Origin of the sequence: Kribbella sp. NPDC050281 (genome assembly GCF_040655855.1) — a bacterium.
In the GTDB taxonomy this organism is placed as follows: Bacteria; Actinomycetota; Actinomycetes; order Propionibacteriales; family Kribbellaceae; genus Kribbella.
In genome coordinates, this window is the sequence record NZ_JBFAKS010000002.1 from 33,973 (window position 1) to 56,119 (window position 22,147).

Sequence of the window (22,147 nt, forward strand, 5' to 3'; positions counted from 1 at the left end):
CTGTTTCCAGAAGTCGTAATCATTTTCCACTTGACTACACGCTCGTGTAGGAGTTTGCTCTTGCGTGTAGCGAGAGGAGCACCATGGACCGTCGGATCGACGACCTGACCGCGCGAGCCCGGATCCGGGACGCGGCCATCCGCCTGTTCGGCGAGCGCGGCATCGAGGGCGCGAGCATCCGCGACATCGCGGCCGAGGCCGGCGTCTCGTCGGGGCTGGTGCGGCATCACTTCGGGTCGAAGGAGGCGCTGCGCGACGCCTGCGACCGGTACGCGAAGGAACGGATGCTGGAGGTCGGCGAGGAGCTCACCGATGCGGGTGGAGTCGCCGCCCTCGACCCGGCAACCCTGCATCCCCGGGTGTTCCCGCTGCAGCTGTACCTGGTCCGCTCGATGATGGACGGCTCGGAGACCGCGGCCGCGCTGTTCCTCGGCGCCGTCGACAGCATCGAGGAGTGGTCCACCGCCTACGGCATCCACCCCACCGACCGCCGGGCCTACGCGGCGGCGATGGCCGCGATCAAGCTGAGCGTCTTCGTCTTCCGCGACCAGGTCTCGAAGGCGCTGGGCGAGGACATCACCACGCCGGCCGGGTACGCCCGGATCGGCCAGGGGCTGATGGAGGTCTTCACCATCCCCCTGATCACCGAAGAACAAGCCGAACAACTACGGAAGAAATCTGAGGAGAACTGATCATGCCGGCTGCGATCAGCACGGAAGGTCTGGTCAAGACATTCGGGCGAACCCGCGCTCTGGACGGCCTCGACCTCACGGTGCGAACCGGTGAGGTGCACGGCTTCCTCGGCCCCAACGGCGCGGGGAAGACCACCACGATCCGGATCCTGCTCGGGATGACCCGGGCAAGCTCCGGCACCGCACGGCTGCTGGACAGCGACCCGTGGTCGGACGCCACCGAGCTGCACAAGCGGCTCGCCTATGTCCCGGGCGATGTGACGCTGTGGCCGAACCTGTCCGGCGGCGAAGCGATCGACCTGCTCGGCCGGATGCGCGGCGGGCTGGACAAGAAGCGCAAGGCGGATCTGCTCGAGCGGTTCGACCTCGACCCGCGCAAGAAGGCCCGCACCTATTCGAAGGGCAATCGGCAGAAGGTCGCACTGGTCGCGGCGCTGGCCTCCGACGTCGAACTGCTGCTGCTCGACGAGCCCACCTCGGGCCTGGACCCGTTGATGGAGGAGGTGTTCCGCGAGGTCGTCCAGGAGGTCAGTGACCGAGATGGCCGGACGGTCCTGCTGTCCAGCCACATCCTGTCCGAGGTCGAGGCACTCTGCGATCGGGTCACGATCATCCGGGCCGGCCGCGCCGTCGAGAGCGGCACGCTGTCCGAGCTGCGGCACCTGACCCGGACATCGATCCGGGCCGAGCTGGTCGGCGCGATGAACGGCCTCGCCCAGCTCGACGGCATCCACGACCTCCGCGTCGAGGACGGCCTGGTCCGGTTCGACGTCGACACCGACGAGATCAACCCGGTACTGCGCCGGCTCACGGAGATCGGCGTACGGAGTCTGGTCAGCCAGCCGCCGTCGCTGGAGGAGCTGTTCCTGCGCCTGTACGAACCGGAGGCGGCGAAATGAAGACCCTCGCCGGCACCGGCGGTCTGATCCGGCTGATCCTGCGCCGGGACCGGATCATCCTGCCGATCTGGATCGTGGTGCTGTGTGCGATCCCGATGAGCTACGTCAAGCAGTACGGCGACCTGTTCCCGACCGCGCAGTCGCGCCTCGACTACGCGAACAACGCCGGCTTCATCACCTTGTACGGCGAACTGTCCGGGACGAGTCTCGGTGAGTTCGTCACCTGGCGACTCGGCTTCGTGCCCGTGATGGTCGGGCTGATCAGCCTGCTCACGGTGATCCGGCACACTCGCGTCGAGGAGGAGACCGGCCGCAGCGAGCTGCTCGGCTCGAGTGTGGTCGGCCGGCACGCAGGACTCGCGGCCGCCCTGCTGTCGGCGTTCGGTGCGAACCTGGTACTCGCCGTACTGCTTGCCCTGGGCATGCACAGCCAGGACCTGCCGTGGTCCGGATCCGTTGCCATCGGCGCCGAATTCGCCACCACCGGCTGGTTCTTCGCCGCGGTCGGTGCTGTCGCCGCGCAGCTGTCCGCGAACGCCGGAACGTCCAGGGGCATCGCGATCAGCGTGCTCGGAGCGGCGTATGTACTACGGGCCGCGGGCGACACGAGCGCGCACACGGACGGCCCCTTGGCCTGGCTGTCCTGGTTGTCGCCGATCGCCTGGGCGCAACGCATCCACCCGTACGGCGGGAACCGCTGGTGGCTGGCCGTGGTGATGCTCGCGGCAACCGCCGGACTCGTTGCCGTCGCCATCAATCTCGCCGTACGGCGAGACGTCGGGGCCGGACTGTTGCCGGCCCGATTGGGACCGGCCGAGGGCAAACTGGGTTCGCCGTTGGGACTGGCGTGGCGGTTGCATCGCGGACTGCTGGCGGCGTGGACGATCGGATTCGCCTTGCTGGGCTTGCTGTTCGGCGGTGTGGCCGAAGGGGTCGGCGACATCCTGCGTGACGAACCCAAGGCCAAGGAGATGTTCGAGCGGCTCGGTGGTTCGGCCGGGTTGATCGACTCGTTCTTCGCCGGGGTGATGACGATCCTCGGGCTGATCGCGTCCGCGTACGCCGTCCAGGCGACGCTGCGGTTGCGGGCAGAGGAGACGAGTGGACGGGCCGAGCCGGTGCTCGCCACCGCGACCGGCCGGCTGCGGTGGGCCGCGAGTCACCTGCTGTTCGGGGTGCTCGGTCCGGCGCTGGCGCTGTTCGCCTCCGGGCTCACCGCAGGGCTCGCGTACGGGCTGGCCGTTGACGAGGTCGGAAAGCAGATTCCCCGGCTGATCGGTGCGTCCCTGGGTCAACTGCCCGCCGTGTGGCTGCTGGCTGCGATCGCCCTCGCGATCTTCGGCCTGTTCCCGCGCATCTCCCCGGCGGCGTGGGCCGGTCCCGGCATCTGCATCCTGATCGGCTTCACCAACGCCGGCGTCCAACTCGCCGACTGGCTGAATGACATCTCCCCGTTCACCCACCTCCCCCGCCTCCCCGGCGGTTCGCTGTCCGCAACCCCGCTGATCGTCCTGCTGGCGATCACGGTCGTCGTCGGATTCATCGGCCTGGTCGGCTGGAGGCGCCGCGACGTACCGATCGGCTAGTTCGCCGAGGAACCGGGGACCGGTGTCCGGCATGAGAGCGCACCAGAGAGTCATCGAAGCCGAGCCGGCCTAACCCGCGGCTGATCACTTGCGGGCGTTGCGGGACCAGACGAACGCGTAGAGGGCGAAGGCGGCCAGGCCGAGGGCGAGAACGGTCAGCAGGACCGGACCGAAGGGCTGGTCCTTGACCGTGCGGAGCGCGGTGTCGAGGCCGCCGGCCTTCTGCGGGTCGTAGTCGATCGCGGCCCAGGCGAACAGGATGCCGACGATCACGAACGCGATGCCCTTGGCGGCGTACCCGATCCGGCCGAGCAGGATGGTCGTGTCGGAGACTCCGCCGACCAGGTCCTCGGTGAACTTCTTCGTCACCGCCTTGTACAGCTGGTGTACGCCGACGGCCACGATGCCGATGCCGATCGCGATGATCAGCACCCGGCCGCCGTCGTTCGCCATCAGCCGGGCGCTGAAGGTGCGCTGCTGACCGGAGCTGGAGCCGCCCGAGCCGATCGCGACCTTGACCGCGCTCGCTCCGAGCACCAGGCAGACGATCGCGCGCCCGACCGCCGACACGGTGTGCGAGAGGTCCAGATCGCCGTACGCGACGTCGAGGGCACGCCAGATCACCAGCGCGAACAGGCCGATCGCGACGATCCACAGCAGTACGCCGCCGAGCGGTTTGCCGGCCAGTTCCTGGAGTGCGCCCTGCTGGGACGCCTCCTCCGACGACTTGCCCCAGGCGAGTTGCAGTGCGATCCACGCGATCAGCAGGTACACGACGCCGTACGCGATCAACCCGACGGTGATCGCGACGCCGTACCACTGGTGCGTCCGGACTTCTTGGGCAGTCTTCACCCAACTCCGGTGCCCATGGGCAAACGGTCAGGCGGAGACGGGCGCGGTGGCTTCGCGGTCGGCTTCGTCGATGTCACCGTACTCGCCGGAGCGGGCGGCGCGGCGGCCGAGGGTCCAGACGTACACGAAGAAACCGAGCTCGGCCAGGATGCCGATCGTGATCCGGACCGGGCCTGGCAGGAACGGTGTGACGAACGCTTCGATCACACCGGTGACCAGCAGGATCGCGGCCAGGCCGATGGCCATCCCAACCGTCGCGCGGCCGGTCTGGGCGAGTGCCTGCATCCGGGTGCGCGGGCCGGGCACGATCCAGGACCAGCCGAGCCGGAGACCGGCCGCGGTGGCGACGAAGACCGTGGTCAGCTCGAGCAGGCCGTGCGGCGTGATCAGGCTGAAGAACAGGCCGCCCCGGTCGTGGCTGATCATCAGCCCGGCGCTGACGCCGAGGTTGAGCGCGTTGTCCCAGAGGATGAAGACGGACGGGATCAGGAAGATGCCGAGCGCGAGCACCGCGGCACTGATGGTCGCGTTGTTGATCCAGACCCGCAGCGCGAAGTCCCGGGCCGGGTTCTCCGAGTAGTACGACTCGAAGTCGTGGTCGACGAGTTGCTGGATCTGGTCCGGCGTACCGATGGAGTCGACCACCTCGGGGTGGGCGATGATCCGCCAGGCCGACCAGGCCACGACGACGTAGAAGATCAGGCCGATCGTGACCCACCAGCGTCTGGACGCGTACAGCGCGGCCGGGAAGCTGACCAGGAAGTACTTCGAGATGTCGCGCCAGACGGGTGCTTGCGCGCCGGTGACGGCACCACGGGCGTCCGCGATCAGGCCGGACAGCCGCCCGATGGAGACCGGGTCGGCGCCGGCGGCCCGGAGCGCGGCCAGGTGCGTGCCGACACGCTGGTACAGCGTGACCAGCTCCTCGGCCTCAGCACCGCTCAGACGCCGCTGACGACGGGTGAGATAGGCCAGCCGGTCCCACTGCGGCTGGTGCACCGAGACGAACGCCTCGACGTCCACAGCGCACCTCCTCCCCTGACTGGCTCCTTGCGCTGGCAGACTAGCTCGACAGGGTGTCGGGACAGGGAGGGGGCGACGGAGTGTCTCAGCTGGTCACCGGGGAGGCAGTCGTCCTCCAGGTGCGGATCGCGCGGATGCCGACGCGGGCGCTGGCGTGTGCGATCGACGTGATCCTGCAGCTCATCGTGCTGAGCGTCCTGATCTCGCTGCTGACCGGCTTCCTGATCGGTGGGGATGCGAGCGAGGCGCTCGCGGTGTCGCTGATCTTCATCGTCATCCTGCTGGTCGCGGTCGGCTACCGGGTGGTGATGGAGACGCTGACCCGCGGCCGCACCCTGGGCAAGATGGTGCTCGGGCTCAAGGTGGTCCGCGACGACGGCAGCTCGATCCGGTTCCGGCACGCGCTCGTGCGGACGCTGTTCTGGTTCTTCGTCGACTTCGCGCCGTGGTTCGCGGCCTGCCCGGGCATCGTGGCGAGCCTGATGAACAAGCAGGGCAAGCGGATCGGCGACATGGTCTCGGGCACCGTGGTGATCCGCGAACGGCACCAGCCGATGACGTCGCCGCCGCTGTTCGTGGCCGGCCATCTGGTGCAGTGGGCGCAGTCGCTGGAGCTGTCCCGACTGTCCGACGAGCTCGCCAACACCGCCCGGGACTACCTCGGGCGCTTCACCGAACTACAGCCGGACGCCCGGATCGCACTGGGTGACGCGCTGGCCTACCGCGTCAGCCAGGTCACCGCACCCGCGCCACCGGTGCCGCTCATCGCTCCGGCGTACCTGTCCGCCGTACTGGCCGAACGCCGGCGCCGGGAGCTGAACCGCCTGGCAACCGCCCGCCCGGCCCACACCGGTCCCTTCGCGCCTTACGCCCCACCCAGCCCGTACGGCGTCCTGCCCCCGCCGGCACCGGCTCCACCCGGCCCCTTCGCCGTACCCCGGCCGGTCCTGGATGTGCGTCCCGCTGCAGTCAACGCCCAAGGCTGGGCAGCGCCTGGCAGCAACGAGTGGTCCTAGCCAACAACGAAAAGGCGCCCCGCCGGGTGGCGGGGCGCCCTTCGTGGGGGTGGGGGGATCAGTAGCGGTAGTGCTCGGCCTTGTACGGGCCCTCGACCGGAACACCCAGGTAGCTGGCCTGCTCCTTGGAGAGCTCGGTCAGCTTGACGCCGAGGGCGTCGAGGTGGAGGCGGGCGACCATCTCGTCGAGGTGCTTGGGCAGCACGTACACCTCGGTCGGGTAGTCGGCCGTCTTCACGAACAGCTCGATCTGGGCCAGCACCTGGTTGGTGAACGAGTTCGACATCACGAACGACGGGTGGCCGGTCGCGTTGCCGAGGTTCAGCAGGCGGCCCTCGGACAAGATGATGATCGTGTGCCCGTCGGCGAAGCGGAACTCGTCGACCTGCGGCTTGATGTTGACCCGCTCGATGCCCGGCACCTTGTACAGGCCGGCCATGTCGATCTCGTTGTCGAAGTGGCCGATGTTGCCGACGATCGCCTGGTGCTTCATCGCGGCCATGTGGTCGGCGGTGATGACGTCCTTGTTGCCGGTGGTGGTGACGAAGATGTCGGCCATCCCGACCACGTCGTCCAGGGTGGTCACCTGGTAGCCGTCCATCGCCGCCTGCAGCGCGCAGATCGGGTCGATCTCGGTGACGATCACCCGGGCGCCCTGGCCGCGCAGCGACTCCGCACAGCCCTTGCCGACGTCGCCGTACCCGCAGACGACCGCGACCTTGCCGCCGATGAGTACGTCGGTGGCGCGGTTGATGCCGTCGATGAGCGAGTGCCGGCAGCCGTACTTGTTGTCGAACTTCGACTTGGTCACCGAGTCGTTCACGTTGATCGCCGGGAACAGCAGCGCGCCGGCCTTGTGCATCTCGTACAGCCGGTGCACGCCGGTGGTGGTCTCCTCGGTGACACCCTTGATGCCCTGGCCGATGGTGGTCCACAGCTGCGGGTCCTCGGTCAGCGTGCGGGTCAGCACCGACAGCACGACGGCGTACTCCTCGGAGTCCGCGGTCGACGGGTCCGGTACGGCGCCGGCCTTCTCGAACTCGGTGCCCTTGTGGACGAGCATGGTGGCGTCGCCGCCGTCGTCCAGGATCATGTTCGGGCCTTCTTCACCGGGCCACTTCAGGGCCTGCTCGGTGCACCACCAGTACTCCTCCAGCGTCTCGCCCTTCCAGGCGAACACCGGGACACCGGCGGGGGCGTCGGCCGAACCGTCCGGGCCGACGACGACCGCGGCGGCCGCGTGGTCCTGGGTGGAGAAGATGTTGCAGGAGACCCACCGCACCTCGGCGCCGAGCGCCGTCAGCGTCTCGATCAGCACCGCGGTCTGGATCGTCATGTGCAGCGAGCCCATGATCCGCGCGCCGGACAGCGGCTTGCTGTCGCCGTACTGCGCGCGCATCGCCATCAGGCCGGGCATCTCGTGCTCCGCCAGCCGGATCTCCTTGCGGCCGAACTCGGCCAGACCGAGGTCCGCCACCTTGTACTCGAACGTCATACCGTTGCGCTCCCCTGAAGACTGTTGATTTGCTTCCTGCGTGCCAGAGCCTAGAGGCCCGTACCCTACCGATTGATCGCCTGTGGCGCGTTTCTAACACCGAAATGTCAAGATTGTCCCCATGCGCATCACCGAGGCCGCCAAGCGACTGGGCACGACCCCCCGGATGCTCCGGTACCGGGAGGCCCTCGGCCTGCTTCCCCGCTCACGCTCCGGGCAGACCGCACAACGCCAGTACGACGACCGCGACCTCGCGGCCGTCCAGCTCGCCCTGGACCTCGAACGCCGGTACGACGTGACGCCGGCGGCGCTGGCGTTCGCCCTCAGGGCCCTGGCCGAACCGTCCGTCGCGGCCGACATCCGCAACCTCGGCTACCGCACCGGACGGCTCACCACACCGCCGACCCAGTCCCAGATCGACCGCGACCGCGCGCTGCGCTGGCTCGGCCGCTCCGGCGTCCTCCCGCCGAAACCGCGTTAGTGCGACGGCGCCTCGGGGACGGCGGGGCGCTCGTCGGGGACGTGGTTCTCCTCGTAGACATCGGGCTCGAGGTAGATGTGGACGGCCATCGGCTCGGCCGCGCGGATGGCGCGTTCGGCGGCGTCGATGGTCTCGGCCACGACCGCGGCGTCGGCGGTAGGCTCGACGCCGAGCTTGGCGGCGACCAGGACCTCCTCCGGGCCGAGGTGCAGGGTCTTGATGTGGATCAGCCGCTGGACGCCGGACGTGTTCTCGATCGCGTCGACGATCTTCTGCTGTGCCTCGCGGGTCGCGGACTCGCCGAGCAGCAGCGACTTCATCTCGATCGCCAGGAAGATCGCCACACAGACCAGCAGCGCGCCGATCGCCATCGAACCCAGGCCGTCGAACACACCGTTGCCGGTGGCAAGCGTCAGGGTGACGCCGATCAGCGCCAGCACCAGACCGGTCAGGGCGGCGAAGTCCTCCAGCAGAATCACCGGCAGCTCGGGCGCCCGGGCGTTGCGGACGAACCTGGTCCAGGACACGTGCCCACGCAGCTTGTTCGCCTCGACGATCGCGGTCCGGAACGACAGCGATTCCATCACGATCGCGACCAGCAGCACCGCGACCGGCACCCACTTCCAGTTGTCGATCGGGTGCGGATCGTGCACCTTGTGCCAGCCCTCGTACAACGCGAACAGGCCGCCGACGCTGAACAGCACGATCGCGACGATGAACGAGTAGACGTAGCGCTCGCGGCCGAACCCGAACTGGTGCAGGTCGTCGGCCTCCCGCTTGGCCCGGTTGGCGCCGACCAGCAGCAGCACCTGGTTGCCGGCGTCGGCGAGCGAGTGGATCGCCTCGGCCAGCATCGAGGCCGACTGGGTCAGGGCCCAGGCGGCGAACTTGGTGACCGCAATCCCGGTGTTCGCCAGCAATGCCGCCACCACGGCCTTGTTACCGCCACCAGCCATGTTCTCCAGGTCCTCCGTATGGTTTCAGCGCGCGGACACGACGAACGCCGTGCCGGAACCACGCAAGATACAGGGTCCTTCGGGTCCCGAGGCGAACGCGGACTGACCGGCGGACAACGTCACCTCCGGCTCGGTGCCTCCGGCCCCTACTTCGACCGATCCCGCCACACAGCAGACGATCCGCGGACCGACACCGGCCACCGTCCGTTCGCTGTCGTCGAGGTCGACCCTGTGGATGGCGAAGTACTCGGCCCCGGTCTCGTACGTCGCCACGCCGTCAACCACCGGGGGCGCGGTGAGCACCGGATCGGTCAGCGGCTCGAAGTCCACCACTGACACCAGTTCCGGTACGTCGATGTGCTTGCTGGTCAGGCCGCCGCGCAACACGTTGTCGGAGTTGGCCATCACCTCGAACCCGAATCCGGACAGGTAGGCGTGCACGTTCCCGGCCGGCAGGTAGACGGCCTCGAACCGCTCCAGCCGCACCCGGTTGAGTAACAGTGCCGCGAGTACGCCGGGATCGTCCGGGAAGTCCGCGCAGAGCTTGGCCAGCGTCTCGCGCTCGACGGCGAACGCTTCCCCGGCGTACTGCGCGCAGGCCTCACCGAGAGCCGAGACCAGCGGACGGATCGTGTCCCGGTCGCTGCCCATGAACTGGGTGAAGGCGTCCTGGAGCTTGCCGTTGCGCAGCAGGTTGGTGAGCTCCTCGAACCCCACCGGCGCCAGCGCCTCCAGCAGCGCGACCGTGCCTCCCAGCGGCCGGAACCCGACCAGCGCCTCGAACGGCCCGAGCGCGATCAGGATCTCCGGCTTGGGCCACGCGTCCTTGTAGTTCCGGTCGGCCGCGTCCCGCGGGATCCCGGCGGCCTCGTCCCGCGCGTACCCGTCGATCGCCTGCTCCCGCGAGGGGTGCGCCTGGATCGACAGCGGCTGCGCGGCGGCCAGCAGCTTGGCGAGGAACGGGAACCGCCCCTCGAACCGCTCGGCCGTCTCCTGCCCGAGTACGTCGGCCGGCCCGGCGGACACCACGTCGTACAGGGAATCGCCCCACGGCAGGACGGACGACGCGGACTCGTGAGCGCCCATCCACAGCTCGGCCTGCGGGCCGCCGTCCGGCTCCGCGCCCATCAGCTCGGGGAGCGCTGTCCGCGAACCCCAGGCGTAGTCCCGGATGGTGTTCAGCAACGGCACTACCACGCTGGATCCTCCGCTGGATTCCCCGGCTCGTCCGGGGCGGCGTCGATCGGAGTGCCGTAGCGACCCAGGCCGATACCCAGGTACGCCGCGGCGTAGCGGCCGTGCTGCGACAGAGCGGCGTACCGGGCGATGTCCGTGCCCTCGGCCTGCGTGACCACGTTGACCCGCACGTCGTGACGCGCTGCCTTGTCCTCCAGCTTGTGCCGGTGCTCGGTGACCCCGGGGTCGTCCGTGCCGTCATCCAGGATGACCAGGGCTGGCCGCAGCTCCTCCGGCTTGTCGAACGGGTCGGCGAACAGGTCGCGCGGCGGCTGGTTCAGCACCGGCAGCAGGTGCCCGGCGTCAGCGGCCAGGGCGGGCCGACCACTCGCCAGCCGGATCGCCTCCACCACCCGGCGTGCGGCCCGCGCGGCGAGGACGGATCCACCCCACACCAGCGGCAGCGCGTCGGCCAGGATCAGCGCGAGGTCCTTGGCCGGGTTCGAGGCGACGTCGGTGTTGGGCGAGCACTCGATCGCGACGTCGTCCAGGATCGACGCGACCGACTTGGCGTCCACCACCGGACCGAGCTCCATCTGGTGCAGCCCCTGCAGTACGGCGACCGCCGAGGCCAACTGGTCGTCGGACTGCGACGGCAACCGGATGGCGTGCCGTGACCCTGCGGACGCGCGCGCGACCGGGGAGTCCGGCGGGCAGGCCACCATCAGGCCGGTGCCACGCCGTTCTGCCTCGGACGCGGCCGACTCCGCGTCGGAATCGGGGCCGACTCCACCGAGAACGACCACCAGGTCGAGCGGACCCGCCCAGCCGGGCAGTCCCGGACCGGGCCAGGCCACGAACGGCACCGGGCAGACCGGCTCCAGCACGGCACGGACCAGGCGGGCGTCGCGGCCCGCGGCCAGCACCGCGCGCGGCCGGAACCCGTCGGTGTCCACCTTGGACAGGGCCTCCTCGGCCGCGTCCAGCTCGGCCCGGACGCGCGCACCGGCCATCGCGAGTCGCCGCAGCAGATGATCGGTCGCCTCGAGTGCGGCCGGGTCGTCCAGCCGCGAGTCGTCGAAGGAACTCATCAGCTGTCCGCGGATTCGGTGTCTCTCGTGTCCCGGGCCTCGTCGATCAGCAGCACCGGGATGTCGTCACGGACCGGGTAGGCCAGGGCGCAGGCGGCGTTCGTACAGACCAGTTCGTTCGCCTCGTTGTCCACGCGGAACTCCGAGCGGCACTTCGGGCAGACCAGGATGCTCAGCAGGTCCGGGTCCAGGTTGACAGCCATTCAGTTCTCCTCCACCGATGCACCGGTGATCAGGGCCAGTACTTCGTCACGGACACGTTCCATCGTGGACCGGTCCTCGGCCTCGACGTTCAGCCGTAGCAGCGGTTCCGTGTTCGACGCACGGACGTTGAACCACCACTGTGGCGCCGACACGGTCAGACCGTCCAGATGGTCAACGGTAATGCCGGGCTTGTCGCCGTAGGTGTCCTCGATCGCCGCGACCGTGGCCGCGGCGTCGTCGACCTTGTTGTTGAGCTCGCCGGACGCGACGTACCGCTCGTACTCGGCGAACAGCTCACTGGCCGGCTTGTCCTGCTCACCGAGCGCGGCCAGCACGTGCAGCGCGGCCAGCATGCCGGTGTCGGCCCGCCAGAAGTCCCGGAAGTAGTAGTGCGCCGAGTGCTCGCCGCCGAACACCGCGTCGGTCTCGGCCATCTTCTGCTTGATGTAGGAGTGCCCGACCCGGGACCGGACCGGCGTCCCACCGTGCTCAGTGATCAGCTCGGGCACGGCCCTGGAGGTGATCAGGTTGTGGATGACCGCCGACCCCGGGTGCTTGGCCAGCTCCCGGACCGCGACCGCGCCGGTGACCGCGCTCGGCGAGATCGGGTCGCCCTTCTCGTCCACCACGAAGCAGCGGTCCGCGTCGCCGTCGAAGGCCAGGCCGAGGTCGGCGCCGGCCTCGCGGACCTTGGCCTGCAGGTCGACCAGGTTCTTCGGGTCCAGCGGGTTGGCCTCGTGGTTCGGGAAGTTGCCGTCCAGCTCGAAGTACAGCGGGATGATCCGCACCGGGCCGGAGGCGAACACGGCGGGAACGGTGTAGCCGCCCATCCCGTTGCCGGCGTCGACGACGACCGTGAGCGGACGGATGCCGCTCAGGTCGACCAGGTCGTTGAGGTGGTCGGCGTACGCGGTCAGCAGGTTCTTGCGAGCCACCTTGCCCGGTACGGCGACCGGCGCCGGGCCGTCGGCGACGGTCTTGGCGACCAGGTCCGCGATGTCGCGCAGACCGGACTCCGAACCGACCGGGGACGCGCCGGCGCGGCACATCTTGATGCCGTTGTAGCGGGCCGGGTTGTGGCTGGCGGTGAACATCGCACCGGGCAGCTGGAGCCGGCCGGACGCGAAGTACAGCTGGTCGGTGGAGGCCAGGCCGATGTCGACCACGTCCGCCCCGGTGCTCGTCACACCCTCGGCGAACGCGGCCGCCAGCGCCGGGCTGGACGGCCGCATGTCGTAGCCGACCACAACCGCCCCCGGGGACGCGAGGACGTCCAGGACCTCGACGAACGCCGCCCCGGTCGCCCGGGCCACCGACTCGTCCAGCTGGTCCGGGACGACCCCTCGTACGTCGTACGCCTTGAAGATCGCCGCAACGTCAACCATGCGTGGACCCTATCCGGCCCACCGGCAAAGTCGTATTTCAGGCCGGATCTCAGGCCTTGTCGAACCAGCCGATGTCCTTGCGGTGGTGGACCTCGGGGAGCCGGCGCGGGCTGGTCGGAGCGGCCCACTTGGCCGCGTTGGCGATGATCTGCTGGACCTCGGGCTGGTGGTACGTCGGGTACTCCTGGTCGCCCGGGCGGAAGTAGAACACCCGGCCCTGGCCGCGGCGGTAGCAGCAGCCGGAGCGGAACACCTCGCCGCCGGTGAACGAGCTGACGAACACCAGCTCGTCCGGCTGCGGGATGTCGAACAGCTCGCCGTACATCTCCTCGCGCTCGATCACCAGCGGGTGCGGGATGCCCTGCGCGATCGGGTGGCCGGCCGCGACCGTCCAGATCAGCTCGCGGTCGTTCTCGGCCCGCCAGTCCAGCGAGCAGGTGGTGCCCATCAGCTTGATGAAGATCTTGCTGAAGTGCGCCGAGTGCAGCGCGATCAGGCCCATCCCGGACAGCACGTGCTTCTGCACCCGCTCGACGATCGCGTCGTCGACCTCGCCATGAGCCGCGTGACCCCACCAGGTGAGCACGTCGGTCTCGGCGAGCACCTCGTCGGTCAGGCCGTGCTCGGGCTGCTGCAGCCACGCGGTCCGCACCACCACGTCCTGGCCCAGCTTGGCCCGCAGCGCGGCCGCGATCGTCTCGTGCATCGTGTCCGGGTAGACCTTCTGGACCGAGGCGTCGCGCTGGTCGTGCACGTTCTCGCCCCAGACGGTGACGCGAATCGGATCAGTCATGGAGAACAACCTCTCGTCCCGCCTTCGCCGAGGCGTAGCAGGCGTCGATGACCTCGGTCCTCAGCAGCGCCTCGGACCCGTTCTGACCTTCCCAGTCGCCACTGCGGACGATCCGGACGAACTCCCGCACCACTCCGCGGTGGCCGAGTCCCGCACCGGTCGCGGGCTTCACCTCGGCCGGGATGCCGGCCACGTCGGTGAAGATCCGCAGCGTGTCCTCGGTGGTGTAGTTCTGCACCTCGATCTTGGCGCCGCCCTCGGTGCCGAACAGCTCGATGCCGAAGTTGTCGCCCGGCGCCCGGTAGGTGGCCCAGCTGGTCTCCAGCTGCAGCGCGCCGCCGCCCTCGAGCCGCAGGTACGCCGTGGCCAGGTCCTCGACCTCGAACTTCGAGCCGAGCGTGTCGACCGTCGGCCGGATCGCGCTGCTGACGCTGCCACGACCGCGCGGACCGAGCTCGGCGAACGTGTTCGCCGAGACCGTGGTCACCGACGGCTCGCCCAGCAGGTGCAGCGCGAGGTCGAGGATGTGGACGCCGAGGTCGATCAGCGGGCCGCCGCCGGACAACTCGCGGTTGGTGAACCAGCCGCCCATGCCGGGGATGCCGTTGCGGCGCATCCAGTGCGCCTTCGCGTAGTAGATCCGGCCCAGCTGCCCCTCGTCGATCTGGTGCTTCAGCGCCGCGACGTCACCGCGTTCACGGTGGTTGAAGACGACCTTCAGCACCCGGCCGGCCTGCTTGGAGGCCTCTACCATCGCTGTGCCTTCGGCGACCGTCCGGGCCAGCGGCTTCTCGGACAGCACGTGCAGGCCCTTCTCCAGCGCCTTCAGCGCGATCGGGGCGTGCAGCTGCGTCGGCGTACCGATGCTGACCGCTTCGAGACCCTCGGTCTCGAGCAGGTCTTCCCAGTTCTCGTAGAGGTGCGGTACGCCGTGCGTCTCGCCGAGGCTGGTCAGGAGGTCCTTCTCCAGCCCGGCCAGCGCCACCACCTCGACGTCCGGCAGTTCCGAGAACGCCTCGAGCGCCGTACGCCCGGCGAAGCCCAGCCCGACAACCCCGACCCGCAGTTTTTGATCGTTCACACCCACGATCCTCTCGCACTGACAACGACGGACACAAACCGCTTCCCACAGTACGAAACATGTTCGAACACCGGCGGATCCCCGGGCCTGTCGCGCGGGTCAGTCGTCGTCGGGGTCGAAGTCGGGGTCGATCTGCTCCGGGGACAGGGCCAGGACGTCGGCCAGTTCGAGCACCAGCGCGGACCGGACCAGCCAGGCCAGGCTGGTCGCGGAGCGCTCGGCCCGCAGCTCGATCGGGCGGCGGAACACCACGATCCGGTACGGCTCGTGCGACGTACCCCCGGTGGAATGGGTGAGCGGGATCTCGCGCGCGTCCAGGTCCAGGTTCGGCACGTCCTCGATGGCGAACTCGACCCGGGCAACGACCTGCGGCAGCCGCTTCTCCAGCCGGGTCACCTCGATCGCGACCACCTCGTCGAACTGCGCGGCGCCGGAGCGCTGCAACGGCAGACCGCGTGGCGCGAACCGGCTCGGCCGGCTGATCGGGCCGAGCATGCCGCGGCCATGGCGGTCGATGTGCCTGCGATGACGGCGAGCCTCGGTCACGCGTTCAGCCTAGTGGGCGTAATGTCTGGTCGTGAGCATCGCCAGGATCTGTTCGCGCGCCGCCTGTCATCAGCCGGCCGTGTCGACGCTCACCTATGTGTACGCCGACTCCACCTGTGTGCTCGGCCCGTTGGCGACGTACGCCGAACCGCACTGCTACGACCTGTGTGCCGACCACGCGGACCGGCTGACGGCTCCGAACGGCTGGGAGGTCATCCGGCTCGCTCCGGACCCGGCCGCGGCGGGACCGTCGTCGGACGACCTGGAGGCGCTGGCCAACGCGGTCCGCGAGGCCGCCAGGCCGCTACCGCCCCGGGAGCCAGGTGCCGGTACGACGGGCGCACCCGTGGAGGTCGCCCGTCGCCGACACCTACGGATGCTGCAGGACCCGGGCGCCAACACCTCCGAGGGCTGACTACCTCAGCGCAGCCCGCGCGTCCGGCTCGGCGCCCAGTTGGGCCCGGAACACCAGCGACGTCGTCAGCGGCCAGGCCGCCACCTCTGCGATGTCGTCGTCGTCCGGCTTCGCGGCCGGCATCAGCGTCACCCCGGCCACGATCTCCCCGCGGGCCTGCTCCACCATCAGGTACGTCGGCCGCGGCTGGGCCTTGAACGAGATCTGGCTGGTGGCGCCACCAAGGACGTCGAGCGTCCGCGTGCTCAGCACCCGGCCGGCCGCGTCCCGTAGCTCGAACTTCACGCTCGCTGGCTTACCCGGCGCCGTCACCTGCAGCACCGCAGCCTGCTGATGCGCCGGCAGCACCAGGTACGCCGGTCCGGTCAGCGGCTCGGCCGACCCGAGCGACGCGAAGTCGCTCCCACTCGCATCCACCATCCGCATCGCGGCGGTCACCGGCTCGTCCGACGCCAGCGTGATCGCACTGGGATCACCATGCAGCACCGGGTCCAGCTTGATCGTCTTCACCGCCCCGGCCGGGACCTGCACGGTCTCCAGCCCGGCCGGCTTGAACGGACCGTTCGGCCCGTTCACGGTCAGGCTGACCGTCGCCTGCAGGTCGGTCGGGTTGGCGATCGAGAGTATCCGCAATCCGGCACCGGGGGCGGCAGCCGGGACGGAAACCTTCGTCGCCGGCGGGGCGGACGGGCTCAGCCAGTCCACACCGCCGGGCTCGCCGTTCGTCTTGGTCGCATTGCTCCGCAGCGACGCCGCCACCCGGCCACCGGTCGACTGGACGTGCAGCGCGACATCCTTCGCGCTGGGGGCGATCTGCCGGAGGTACAGCGGGATCGTCCCGCGCGCCGGCACGACCAGACCGCGGGCGTTCGGGAGGTCCAGCTGGCCGTTGCTCGAGTAGACGGTGACGTTGACCTCGGCGTTGATGCTGTCCAGGTTCGTCAGCACCAGTGTGTCGCGCCGGTCCGTGCTCGCCCCGGCGAACCAGAAGTCCGAGCCGGGCACCTGGCACGGCGCACTCGCCATGCCCAGGTTCACACCTTCGGCGGAGACCGTCGTACTGGTGCCGACCGTGCCCGCGGCGAGCGGACCGGTGCCCTGGATCGACAACTCGGCCGGTTTGGTGACCGCACCGGTCGAACCGACCTTGCCGCGGACCAGCACCGACCCGACCGGATTCGCGGTGCTCGGCAGCGGCGTGATCTGCAGCGGCACCTCCTTGCCGGCCGCGACAGGCGTGCCCTCCGGAAGGGTCGGCGACACCGCACTCACGATGCTGGACGTCTGCCCGCCGGGGGCCAGCGCCGGGCAGGACAGCGCCGTACGGTTCACCACTGAACGCGCGGGTTCGGTGACACCCTCGGCCCGGGCCTTCGGCTCCTTCGCGTGGGTGGCCACACCGAGGCCGCCGATGGCAGCCATCGCCAGCACACAAGCTCCGACCCGGACGCGCACGTCCGACAGCAACCGGCTCACCGGTCCCTCCTCGCGTGGGTGCCGTGCGGGACCGCGACAGTACGCCGTACGGTCGGCAGGCAGAAGATCAGCGCGATGATCCAGGCGATGATGCCGAGGATCCGCCACAGCGTGTGGGTCTGGTCGTGCAGCGGCGTCTCGCCCTTGATCTTCGACCGGTCCACCAGCCAGGACGCGTCGCCGTCGGCCGCACTGGCCCGGGTCAGACCGGGCAGCGAGTCCAGCGTCGACTGCAGGTTCTGGTCGACCGGAGCGGGCAGGTAGACGTAGTCGATTGCCAGTCCGGCCAACTGCCGTCCCTCTTCACCACTACCGCCACCACCGAGCGTCGACAGTACGTCGGTGATCGGCTTGGACTGCTGCGCCGTCGGCGCCGCCTCCAGGGCGCCCATCCGCGGGCCACCGTCCTTCACCAGCGAGTACCGCATCGCGTTGCCTGGGTCCTTGCGCACAACCAGGATCGACGCGTTCTCTGGCGGCGCCTGCGACGACGCCAGGTACGCCGGCAGGTCCTGCGCCGGGCCACGCCACAACGGGCCATCGGCGCCACGCACCAGCCAGAACCCAGCCGTCACGATCGTCGTCACCAGCACGATCCCGAGCACACCCTGCACGATGATGTCGGTGGACTTGCCGACCGAGTCCCAGGCCACCGCCACCGCCACGATCCAGCCCGCGGTCATCAGGAACATCAGCGGTCCACTGCCACCACCCAGCCGGCTCGCGATCAGCGTCCCGGCCAGACCGGCCAGCGCGGCGAACCACCCGAGCAACTCGTACCGCTGCCGCGACTGCCGCAGCAGAGCGGCCAACGCCACCAGGATCAGCGGTACGGCGAACCACCACGGCGCGGGCGCACCGATCGGCGTACCAGTCAGCAAGTGCGCCAGGCTGTCGCCCGGGCCGATGAAGGCGGTAGGCGGACCACCGGCCTCCTGACCCAGCCGCGCCGGATGCAGCACCAACTGGATCGTCCACGGCAACACCAGCAGCAGACCCAGTACGACGGAGAAGACAAGCTGGCGACCCTGCCGACGCCAACCGAGTCGGAGCACGCCGCCGAACACCAGCGTGATGCCGACGAGCAGACCCAACGCCGGTGTGAACGCGAACAGCACGGCCTGGCAGATCCCCGCGAACCACGCGGCCCGCCAGCTGCCTTGGACGACCACTCGACGCCGCCGAGCGATGGTGTGGACGGCGGCGCCCAGCAGCGGCAGCACAATCGCGGCCACGCAGGTCCCGATCCGGCCTTGCGAGACAGCGCCATTGGTGAAGACAGCCAGTCCGTACGCCGACGCGCCCCAAGCTCGCGCCACCCGGTCGACGACGAACGAACGCAACATCACCCACGCGGCCAGACCGGCCAGCGGGACCGCACCGAGGAGCAGGATGTTCGCCGCGCCGGTCGGACCGAACATCACCGTGGAGAAGGCCCAGAACTGCGCCAGCCAAGCAGGAGGCGTGACACCCGGTGGCGCGGCGGAGGCCGCATGCCATAGCGAGGCAAGGCTTTCGTGCGCAGGCAGCAACACGTTGGAGCGCAGGACACCGCCACCGATCAGACTGCGGGCAGCGATGAACGCACCGAGGGCGAGGACAACCCACGCGACCAGGAACGGCCGGCGGATCAGCTGACGGCGCCACCGCGGCTTGTCGGCGGCCACGCGGGCGGTCGACTTCGCCCGCCTCGCACTGGTGACGACCTGCTCTTCCGGCTCGTCCGCCCAGGCCTCGCGGATCCGCTCGGAGATCGTGCCGGTCGTCTCCTCCAGGTTGTGCCGCAAGGCGTGCACGGACCGGGAGAACAGTCCCTTGATGTCGTCGTACGGGACGCGATCGAGGCTGCGGCGATTCTTGCGCGCCTGCGTCCAGCCACCGGCCAGCAGCGTGCCGAGCAACGCAGTCCACTCGTCGACCGCGCCGGACGGCGTCTTGCCGATGACGAACCAGATCGAGCGAAGGATCGTCCCGAGGAGAAAGCGCAGGATCAGTAGCGGTAGTAGCTTGCCGGGCGCGTTGGCCAGGACGGTGTAGTACGCGTGTGCACGGTCGAGTTGGTAGGCATGCCGTCGGGTGCCGGCCAGCGCACGCTCGCCGGTCGCGGCGGCCTGTGCGTGGTAGATGACGGCGTCGGGTGCGACGCCGACCTGGAAGCCGGCCCGGCTGGCCCGCCAGCCGAAGTCGATGTCGTCGCGGAACATCGGCAGCCGCGGATCGAAGCCGTGCAAGGCTTCCCAGACATCGCGGCGGACCAGCATGCCGGCCGAGCTGACCGCGAGAACGTTGCGCGGCTGGTCGTGCTGACCCTGGTCGAGCTCACCGGTCTCGATGCCGGTGTCGCGGCGGCCGCCGAGCGACGTGGTGACACCGACCTCGAGCAGTTCGCGGTCCCGCGGCCAGAGCCGCAGCTTCGGGCCCCAGACACCGACGCCCGGTGTAATAGTGGCCTGGAGCAACAATTGCTCGAGCGCCTTCGGGGCCGGTGCGCAGTCGTCGTGCAACAGCCACAGCCACTCGACCACCGGCATGTGACCGTCGTCGCCGTACGGGCCGACCGCGGACGGTATCGGTGCGAAACCGACCGCCTCCAGGCCACGGGCGACCGCCACGCCGAAACCTGTCCGCGCGGACACGCTGACGACCGGCTCGGCACCGGGCATCGCGGCCAGCAGTTCGGCCGTCTCGTCGGTGGAGCCGGTGTCGACCGCGATCAGCCGGTCCGGGCGCGGGTTCAGCGCCCAGAGCGCCTCGGACAACCGGGGCAGCCAAGCGGCGCCCTCGTGCCCGACCACGACCGCGGTGACGACGTGCCGGACTCGCGGCCGACCCATCGGGTCGTTGATGTGGTCGGTCGGGAAATCGACGGAGTCGAAGAATTCCCAGCCGGCCGGAGCTTCTTGTTCCATGCGGAGCTGTGACCTCGATGGTTGCGGAATACCTCACCACGACCGGAGTCGTAGCGAGGACTCACCATACAGCCGTCGACCCAGCCCCCGGACAGCCGCGGGCCCCGGCGACTGTACGTCGGCGGGGCCACGCGGAAAGTCCTGATGAACTTGTGTGCCGGGTTTTGACCGTCAGACGGCCTTCTTCTTCAGCTTGCGGCGCTCCCGCTCCGACAGGCCGCCCCAGATCCCGAAGCGCTCGTCGTTCTGCAGTGCGTACTCGAGGCATTCGCCCCGCACGTCACAGCCGAGACAGACCTTTTTCGCCTCGCGGGTGGAACCGCCCTTCTCCGGGAAGAAAGCCTCCGGGTCGGTCTGGGCACACAGCGCCCTTTCCTGCCAGTTCGGCTCCTCCTCGATCGCCTCACCGTCGACAATCGCCATCAGCTCTGTCACGGTACGACCTCCTCGACCCTGTTCGTTCCCCTGTACATGTGGGTTTGCGGTCCACATGCCTGACCTCGTCCGTCCTGCGCTCTGCAACGGTCCCCGATACCGAGTGTCCAACGAACGACACGGTTGAAATTACATTCCTGCAATCCACGAAAGTCAAGCCGTGGTCTGCTATTGGCATCATCCGCAACACGGCTGCAAAAGAACGAGAGGCCCGTCTGCACAGGCCTCTCGTCTTCGTGCGCTACCGCGCGAACCGGGGTGAAGAATTTTCGCCACCAGCTCGGTAAGGGCTTGCTGCCTTGTCAGCAAGGCGTTTCAGCCCCGCTGGGACCACCAGCTCAGGACGGCTGGGACCACCAGCCCTGCTGACCCTGGCCCTGCTGGCCCTGATCGTCCTTGTCTGACTCGGAAACCCGCGGATCCACGCGGGTTTCGTCGGCAGCGGCCTCGGTCGCCTGCGGCTGCTCCGGCTCTGCGCTGGGCGCCGGCTCGGCGGCCGGAGCCTCTTCGGCCTGCCAGGACTGCTCACCCGGCTGCCAGGACTGCTGTGCCTCCGGCTGCGCCGGCTCGTGCTGGCTCTGCTCCTGCGGGGCCGGCCACTCCGGCTGCGCCTGCTGGCCGTACTCGTCGGCGGCCGGTTGCGCCTGCTGGCTGTACTCGTCGGCGGCCGGCTGTGCCTGCTGGCCGTAGTCCTGGCCGGACCACTGCTGCTGACCGGCGTCGGCGCCGCCCCACTGCTGCTGCTCCTGCGGCCACTGCTGGCCCTGGTCCTGGCCGCCCCACTGCTGCTGGCCTTCGGAGCTCCACGCCTGGGTCGGCTCGGCGCCCTGCTGGGCCTCGGCGGCGGGCCAGGCCTGCTCAGCCGGCTGCTGGCCGGCCTGCTGCGCCTCGGCTTCACCGGCGGACCAGTTCTGCTGCTGCTCGCCCTGGTTCCAGCTCTGCTCCTGCGGCCACTGCTGGTCGCCCTGCGCTGCCGCGTAGCCACCGACCGCACCGGCACCAGCAGCCGCGCCGTAACCGCCGTACTGCCCCTGGGCCTGGCCCTGGTCGTAGCCGTACTGGCCTTGCTGGCCCTGCTGCTGGCCGTAGCCGGCCTGCTGCTGACCGTACGGCGCCTGCTGCTGGCCGAACTGCTGCTGCGGGTACTGGCCACCCTGCTGCTGGGCGAACTGGCCCTGCTTCGGCGCGCGGACCGGCACCGGCAGCGCTTGGAAGGTCTTCATGACGTAGAGGCCGACAGCGCCGTACAGGGCGAGGCCGGCGAGTGCGTAGACGAAGCCGACGATCTTCAGGCCGGCGGTACTGGTCTCGGCGAAGCCCGCGAAGGCCGTGATCAGGCCGATCAGCAGGGCTACACCGGTGATCACGAGCGCGACGAGAGTCACGGTCCGGGCATTCGCTGTCCGTTCACCTGCCTCGTTCACCAGCCAGACCGCGGCAGTCAGCGCTATGAGGAGCAGCACTGCACCGAAGGACGGCGGGGTGAGAATGCTCTGCACTCCACCGGCGGCCGCGGTGAATCCGGCGCCGCCGACGAACAGCCGGATCAGCGATGCCAGCACGATCAGACCGGCGAATGCGAGCAGAATATACGCGACCGGCTCTCTGAGCTTCTTGGTTGCGTCGGTGACCACGA

21 protein-coding genes are annotated in these 22,147 nt (G+C 69.4%); 6 read left to right on the forward strand and 15 right to left on the reverse strand.

Features of this window, described 5'->3' with window-relative positions; translation table 11 throughout:
- Nucleotides 1-83: 83 nt before the first annotated feature.
- The 3 genes from AB0I34_RS02700 to AB0I34_RS02710 are packed head-to-tail and all read left to right on the forward strand — an operon-like array spanning nt 84 to nt 3,177.
- Nucleotides 84-692, forward strand: coding sequence for a helix-turn-helix domain-containing protein (locus tag AB0I34_RS02700; protein WP_360438228.1), 609 nt, complete (start codon nt 84-86; stop codon nt 690-692).
- Nucleotides 693-694: 2 nt separating this feature from the next.
- Complete coding sequence (locus AB0I34_RS02705) at nt 695-1,591, forward strand: ABC transporter ATP-binding protein (protein ID WP_360438231.1); 897 nt, start codon at nt 695-697, stop codon at nt 1,589-1,591.
- Entirely contained in the window at nt 1,588-3,177 is a 1,590-nt protein-coding gene (locus AB0I34_RS02710; RefSeq protein ID WP_360438234.1) for an ABC transporter permease, read from the forward strand. The genes AB0I34_RS02705 and AB0I34_RS02710 overlap by 4 nt, the downstream gene beginning before the upstream one ends.
- A gap of 84 nt (nt 3,178-3,261) precedes the next feature.
- Here the strand turns inward: AB0I34_RS02710 and AB0I34_RS02715 are convergent, their stop codons facing one another.
- Together AB0I34_RS02715 and AB0I34_RS02720 are read right to left on the reverse strand one after the other, a co-directional pair.
- On the reverse strand, nt 3,262-4,029 hold the full coding sequence (locus tag AB0I34_RS02715) for a DUF1206 domain-containing protein (protein ID WP_360438237.1): 768 nt from the start codon (nt 4,027-4,029) through the stop codon (nt 3,262-3,264).
- Between the two features lie 27 nt (nt 4,030-4,056).
- On the reverse strand, nt 4,057-5,052 hold the full coding sequence (locus AB0I34_RS02720; protein ID WP_360438239.1) for a stage II sporulation protein M: 996 nt from the start codon (nt 5,050-5,052) through the stop codon (nt 4,057-4,059).
- Between the two features lie 80 nt (nt 5,053-5,132).
- On the opposite strand from AB0I34_RS02720, the gene AB0I34_RS02725 reads away from it, so the two are divergent.
- The gene (locus tag AB0I34_RS02725) at nt 5,133-6,068 is read left to right on the forward strand and encodes an RDD family protein (RefSeq protein ID WP_360438242.1); all 936 of its coding nucleotides are present in this window, start codon (nt 5,133-5,135) and stop codon (nt 6,066-6,068) included.
- A gap of 58 nt (nt 6,069-6,126) precedes the next feature.
- On the opposite strand, the gene ahcY is transcribed toward AB0I34_RS02725, so the two are convergent.
- Complete coding sequence (gene ahcY / locus AB0I34_RS02730; protein ID WP_360438245.1) at nt 6,127-7,563, reverse strand: adenosylhomocysteinase; 1,437 nt, start codon at nt 7,561-7,563, stop codon at nt 6,127-6,129.
- A gap of 121 nt (nt 7,564-7,684) precedes the next feature.
- Between ahcY and AB0I34_RS02735 the strand changes: the two genes are divergently transcribed.
- A complete protein-coding gene (locus AB0I34_RS02735) occupies nt 7,685-8,044 on the forward strand; it encodes a MerR family transcriptional regulator (protein WP_131516767.1) in 360 nt (119 codons plus the stop codon).
- Here AB0I34_RS02735 and AB0I34_RS02740 read toward each other — a convergent pair.
- The 8 genes from AB0I34_RS02740 to AB0I34_RS02775 all read right to left on the reverse strand — a co-directional run bounded on the left by AB0I34_RS02740 (nt 8,041) and on the right by AB0I34_RS02775 (nt 15,276).
- Nucleotides 8,041-9,000 carry a cation diffusion facilitator family transporter gene (locus tag AB0I34_RS02740; RefSeq protein ID WP_360438249.1) on the reverse strand — a complete coding sequence of 320 codons (960 nt, stop codon included), beginning with the start codon at nt 8,998-9,000 and terminating at the stop codon, nt 8,041-8,043. The genes AB0I34_RS02735 and AB0I34_RS02740 overlap by 4 nt on opposite strands.
- Before the next feature lie 24 nt (nt 9,001-9,024).
- A complete protein-coding gene (manA, locus tag AB0I34_RS02745; RefSeq protein ID WP_360438252.1) occupies nt 9,025-10,197 on the reverse strand; it encodes a mannose-6-phosphate isomerase, class I in 1,173 nt (390 codons plus the stop codon).
- Complete coding sequence (locus AB0I34_RS02750; RefSeq protein ID WP_360438255.1) at nt 10,191-11,267, reverse strand: SIS domain-containing protein; 1,077 nt, start codon at nt 11,265-11,267, stop codon at nt 10,191-10,193. The genes manA and AB0I34_RS02750 overlap by 7 nt, the downstream gene beginning before the upstream one ends.
- Nucleotides 11,267-11,470, reverse strand: coding sequence for a Trm112 family protein (locus AB0I34_RS02755; protein ID WP_360438258.1), 204 nt, complete (start codon nt 11,468-11,470; stop codon nt 11,267-11,269). Before AB0I34_RS02755 ends, AB0I34_RS02750 begins: the two co-directional genes overlap by 1 nt.
- Nucleotides 11,471-12,856 (reverse strand): phosphomannomutase/phosphoglucomutase, encoded by a 1,386-nt coding sequence (locus AB0I34_RS02760; protein ID WP_360438260.1) that lies wholly within the window; start codon nt 12,854-12,856, stop codon nt 11,471-11,473.
- A gap of 49 nt (nt 12,857-12,905) precedes the next feature.
- Nucleotides 12,906-13,649: a ThuA domain-containing protein gene (locus AB0I34_RS02765; RefSeq protein ID WP_360438263.1), complete on the reverse strand. Its 744-nt coding sequence runs from the start codon at nt 13,647-13,649 to the stop codon at nt 12,906-12,908.
- Nucleotides 13,642-14,730 (reverse strand): Gfo/Idh/MocA family oxidoreductase, encoded by a 1,089-nt coding sequence (locus tag AB0I34_RS02770; RefSeq protein ID WP_360438266.1) that lies wholly within the window; start codon nt 14,728-14,730, stop codon nt 13,642-13,644. Before AB0I34_RS02770 ends, AB0I34_RS02765 begins: the two co-directional genes overlap by 8 nt.
- 99 nt (nt 14,731-14,829) lie before the next feature.
- Nucleotides 14,830-15,276: a metallopeptidase family protein gene (locus tag AB0I34_RS02775; RefSeq protein WP_360438269.1), complete on the reverse strand. Its 447-nt coding sequence runs from the start codon at nt 15,274-15,276 to the stop codon at nt 14,830-14,832.
- A 31-nt stretch (nt 15,277-15,307) separates the two neighbouring features.
- Between AB0I34_RS02775 and AB0I34_RS02780 the strand changes: the two genes are divergently transcribed.
- Nucleotides 15,308-15,691 carry a DUF3499 domain-containing protein gene (locus AB0I34_RS02780; protein WP_360438272.1) on the forward strand — a complete coding sequence of 128 codons (384 nt, stop codon included), beginning with the start codon at nt 15,308-15,310 and terminating at the stop codon, nt 15,689-15,691.
- Here AB0I34_RS02780 and AB0I34_RS02785 read toward each other — a convergent pair whose 3' ends face one another.
- From AB0I34_RS02785 to AB0I34_RS02800, 4 genes are all read right to left on the reverse strand, one after another.
- Nucleotides 15,692-17,167 (reverse strand): DUF5719 family protein, encoded by a 1,476-nt coding sequence (locus AB0I34_RS02785; protein ID WP_360438275.1) that lies wholly within the window; start codon nt 17,165-17,167, stop codon nt 15,692-15,694.
- Nucleotides 17,164-20,076, reverse strand: coding sequence for a glycosyltransferase family 2 protein (locus tag AB0I34_RS02790; RefSeq protein ID WP_360438278.1), 2,913 nt, complete (start codon nt 20,074-20,076; stop codon nt 17,164-17,166). Before AB0I34_RS02790 ends, AB0I34_RS02785 begins: the two co-directional genes overlap by 4 nt.
- A 171-nt stretch (nt 20,077-20,247) precedes the next feature.
- The gene (locus AB0I34_RS02795; protein ID WP_130382502.1) at nt 20,248-20,511 is read right to left on the reverse strand and encodes a WhiB family transcriptional regulator; all 264 of its coding nucleotides are present in this window, start codon (nt 20,509-20,511) and stop codon (nt 20,248-20,250) included.
- A 338-nt stretch (nt 20,512-20,849) separates the two neighbouring features.
- A complete protein-coding gene (locus AB0I34_RS02800) occupies nt 20,850-22,145 on the reverse strand; it encodes a hypothetical protein (RefSeq protein ID WP_360438281.1) in 1,296 nt (431 codons plus the stop codon).
- Nucleotides 22,146-22,147 lie beyond the last annotated feature (2 nt).

Bases quoted from the DNA above. Each gene is read 5' to 3' on its own strand.
- AB0I34_RS02735 (WP_131516767.1), top strand. From the start codon at position 7,685: ATGCGCATCACCGAGGCCGCCAAGCGACTGGGCACGACCCCCCGGATG.
- AB0I34_RS02765 (WP_360438263.1), bottom strand. From the start codon at position 13,649: ATGACTGATCCGATTCGCGTCACCGTCTGGGGCGAGAACGTGCACGAC.
- AB0I34_RS02710 (WP_360438234.1), top strand. From the start codon at position 1,588: ATGAAGACCCTCGCCGGCACCGGCGGTCTGATCCGGCTGATCCTGCGC.
- AB0I34_RS02705 (WP_360438231.1), top strand. From the start codon at position 695: ATGCCGGCTGCGATCAGCACGGAAGGTCTGGTCAAGACATTCGGGCGA.
- AB0I34_RS02740 (WP_360438249.1), bottom strand. From the start codon at position 9,000: ATGGCTGGTGGCGGTAACAAGGCCGTGGTGGCGGCATTGCTGGCGAAC.
- ahcY (WP_360438245.1), bottom strand. From the start codon at position 7,563: ATGACGTTCGAGTACAAGGTGGCGGACCTCGGTCTGGCCGAGTTCGGC.
- AB0I34_RS02700 (WP_360438228.1), top strand. From the start codon at position 84: ATGGACCGTCGGATCGACGACCTGACCGCGCGAGCCCGGATCCGGGAC.
- AB0I34_RS02790 (WP_360438278.1), bottom strand. From the start codon at position 20,076: ATGGAACAAGAAGCTCCGGCCGGCTGGGAATTCTTCGACTCCGTCGAT.
- AB0I34_RS02755 (WP_360438258.1), bottom strand. From the start codon at position 11,470: ATGGCTGTCAACCTGGACCCGGACCTGCTGAGCATCCTGGTCTGCCCG.
- AB0I34_RS02750 (WP_360438255.1), bottom strand. From the start codon at position 11,267: ATGAGTTCCTTCGACGACTCGCGGCTGGACGACCCGGCCGCACTCGAG.
- AB0I34_RS02760 (WP_360438260.1), bottom strand. From the start codon at position 12,856: ATGGTTGACGTTGCGGCGATCTTCAAGGCGTACGACGTACGAGGGGTC.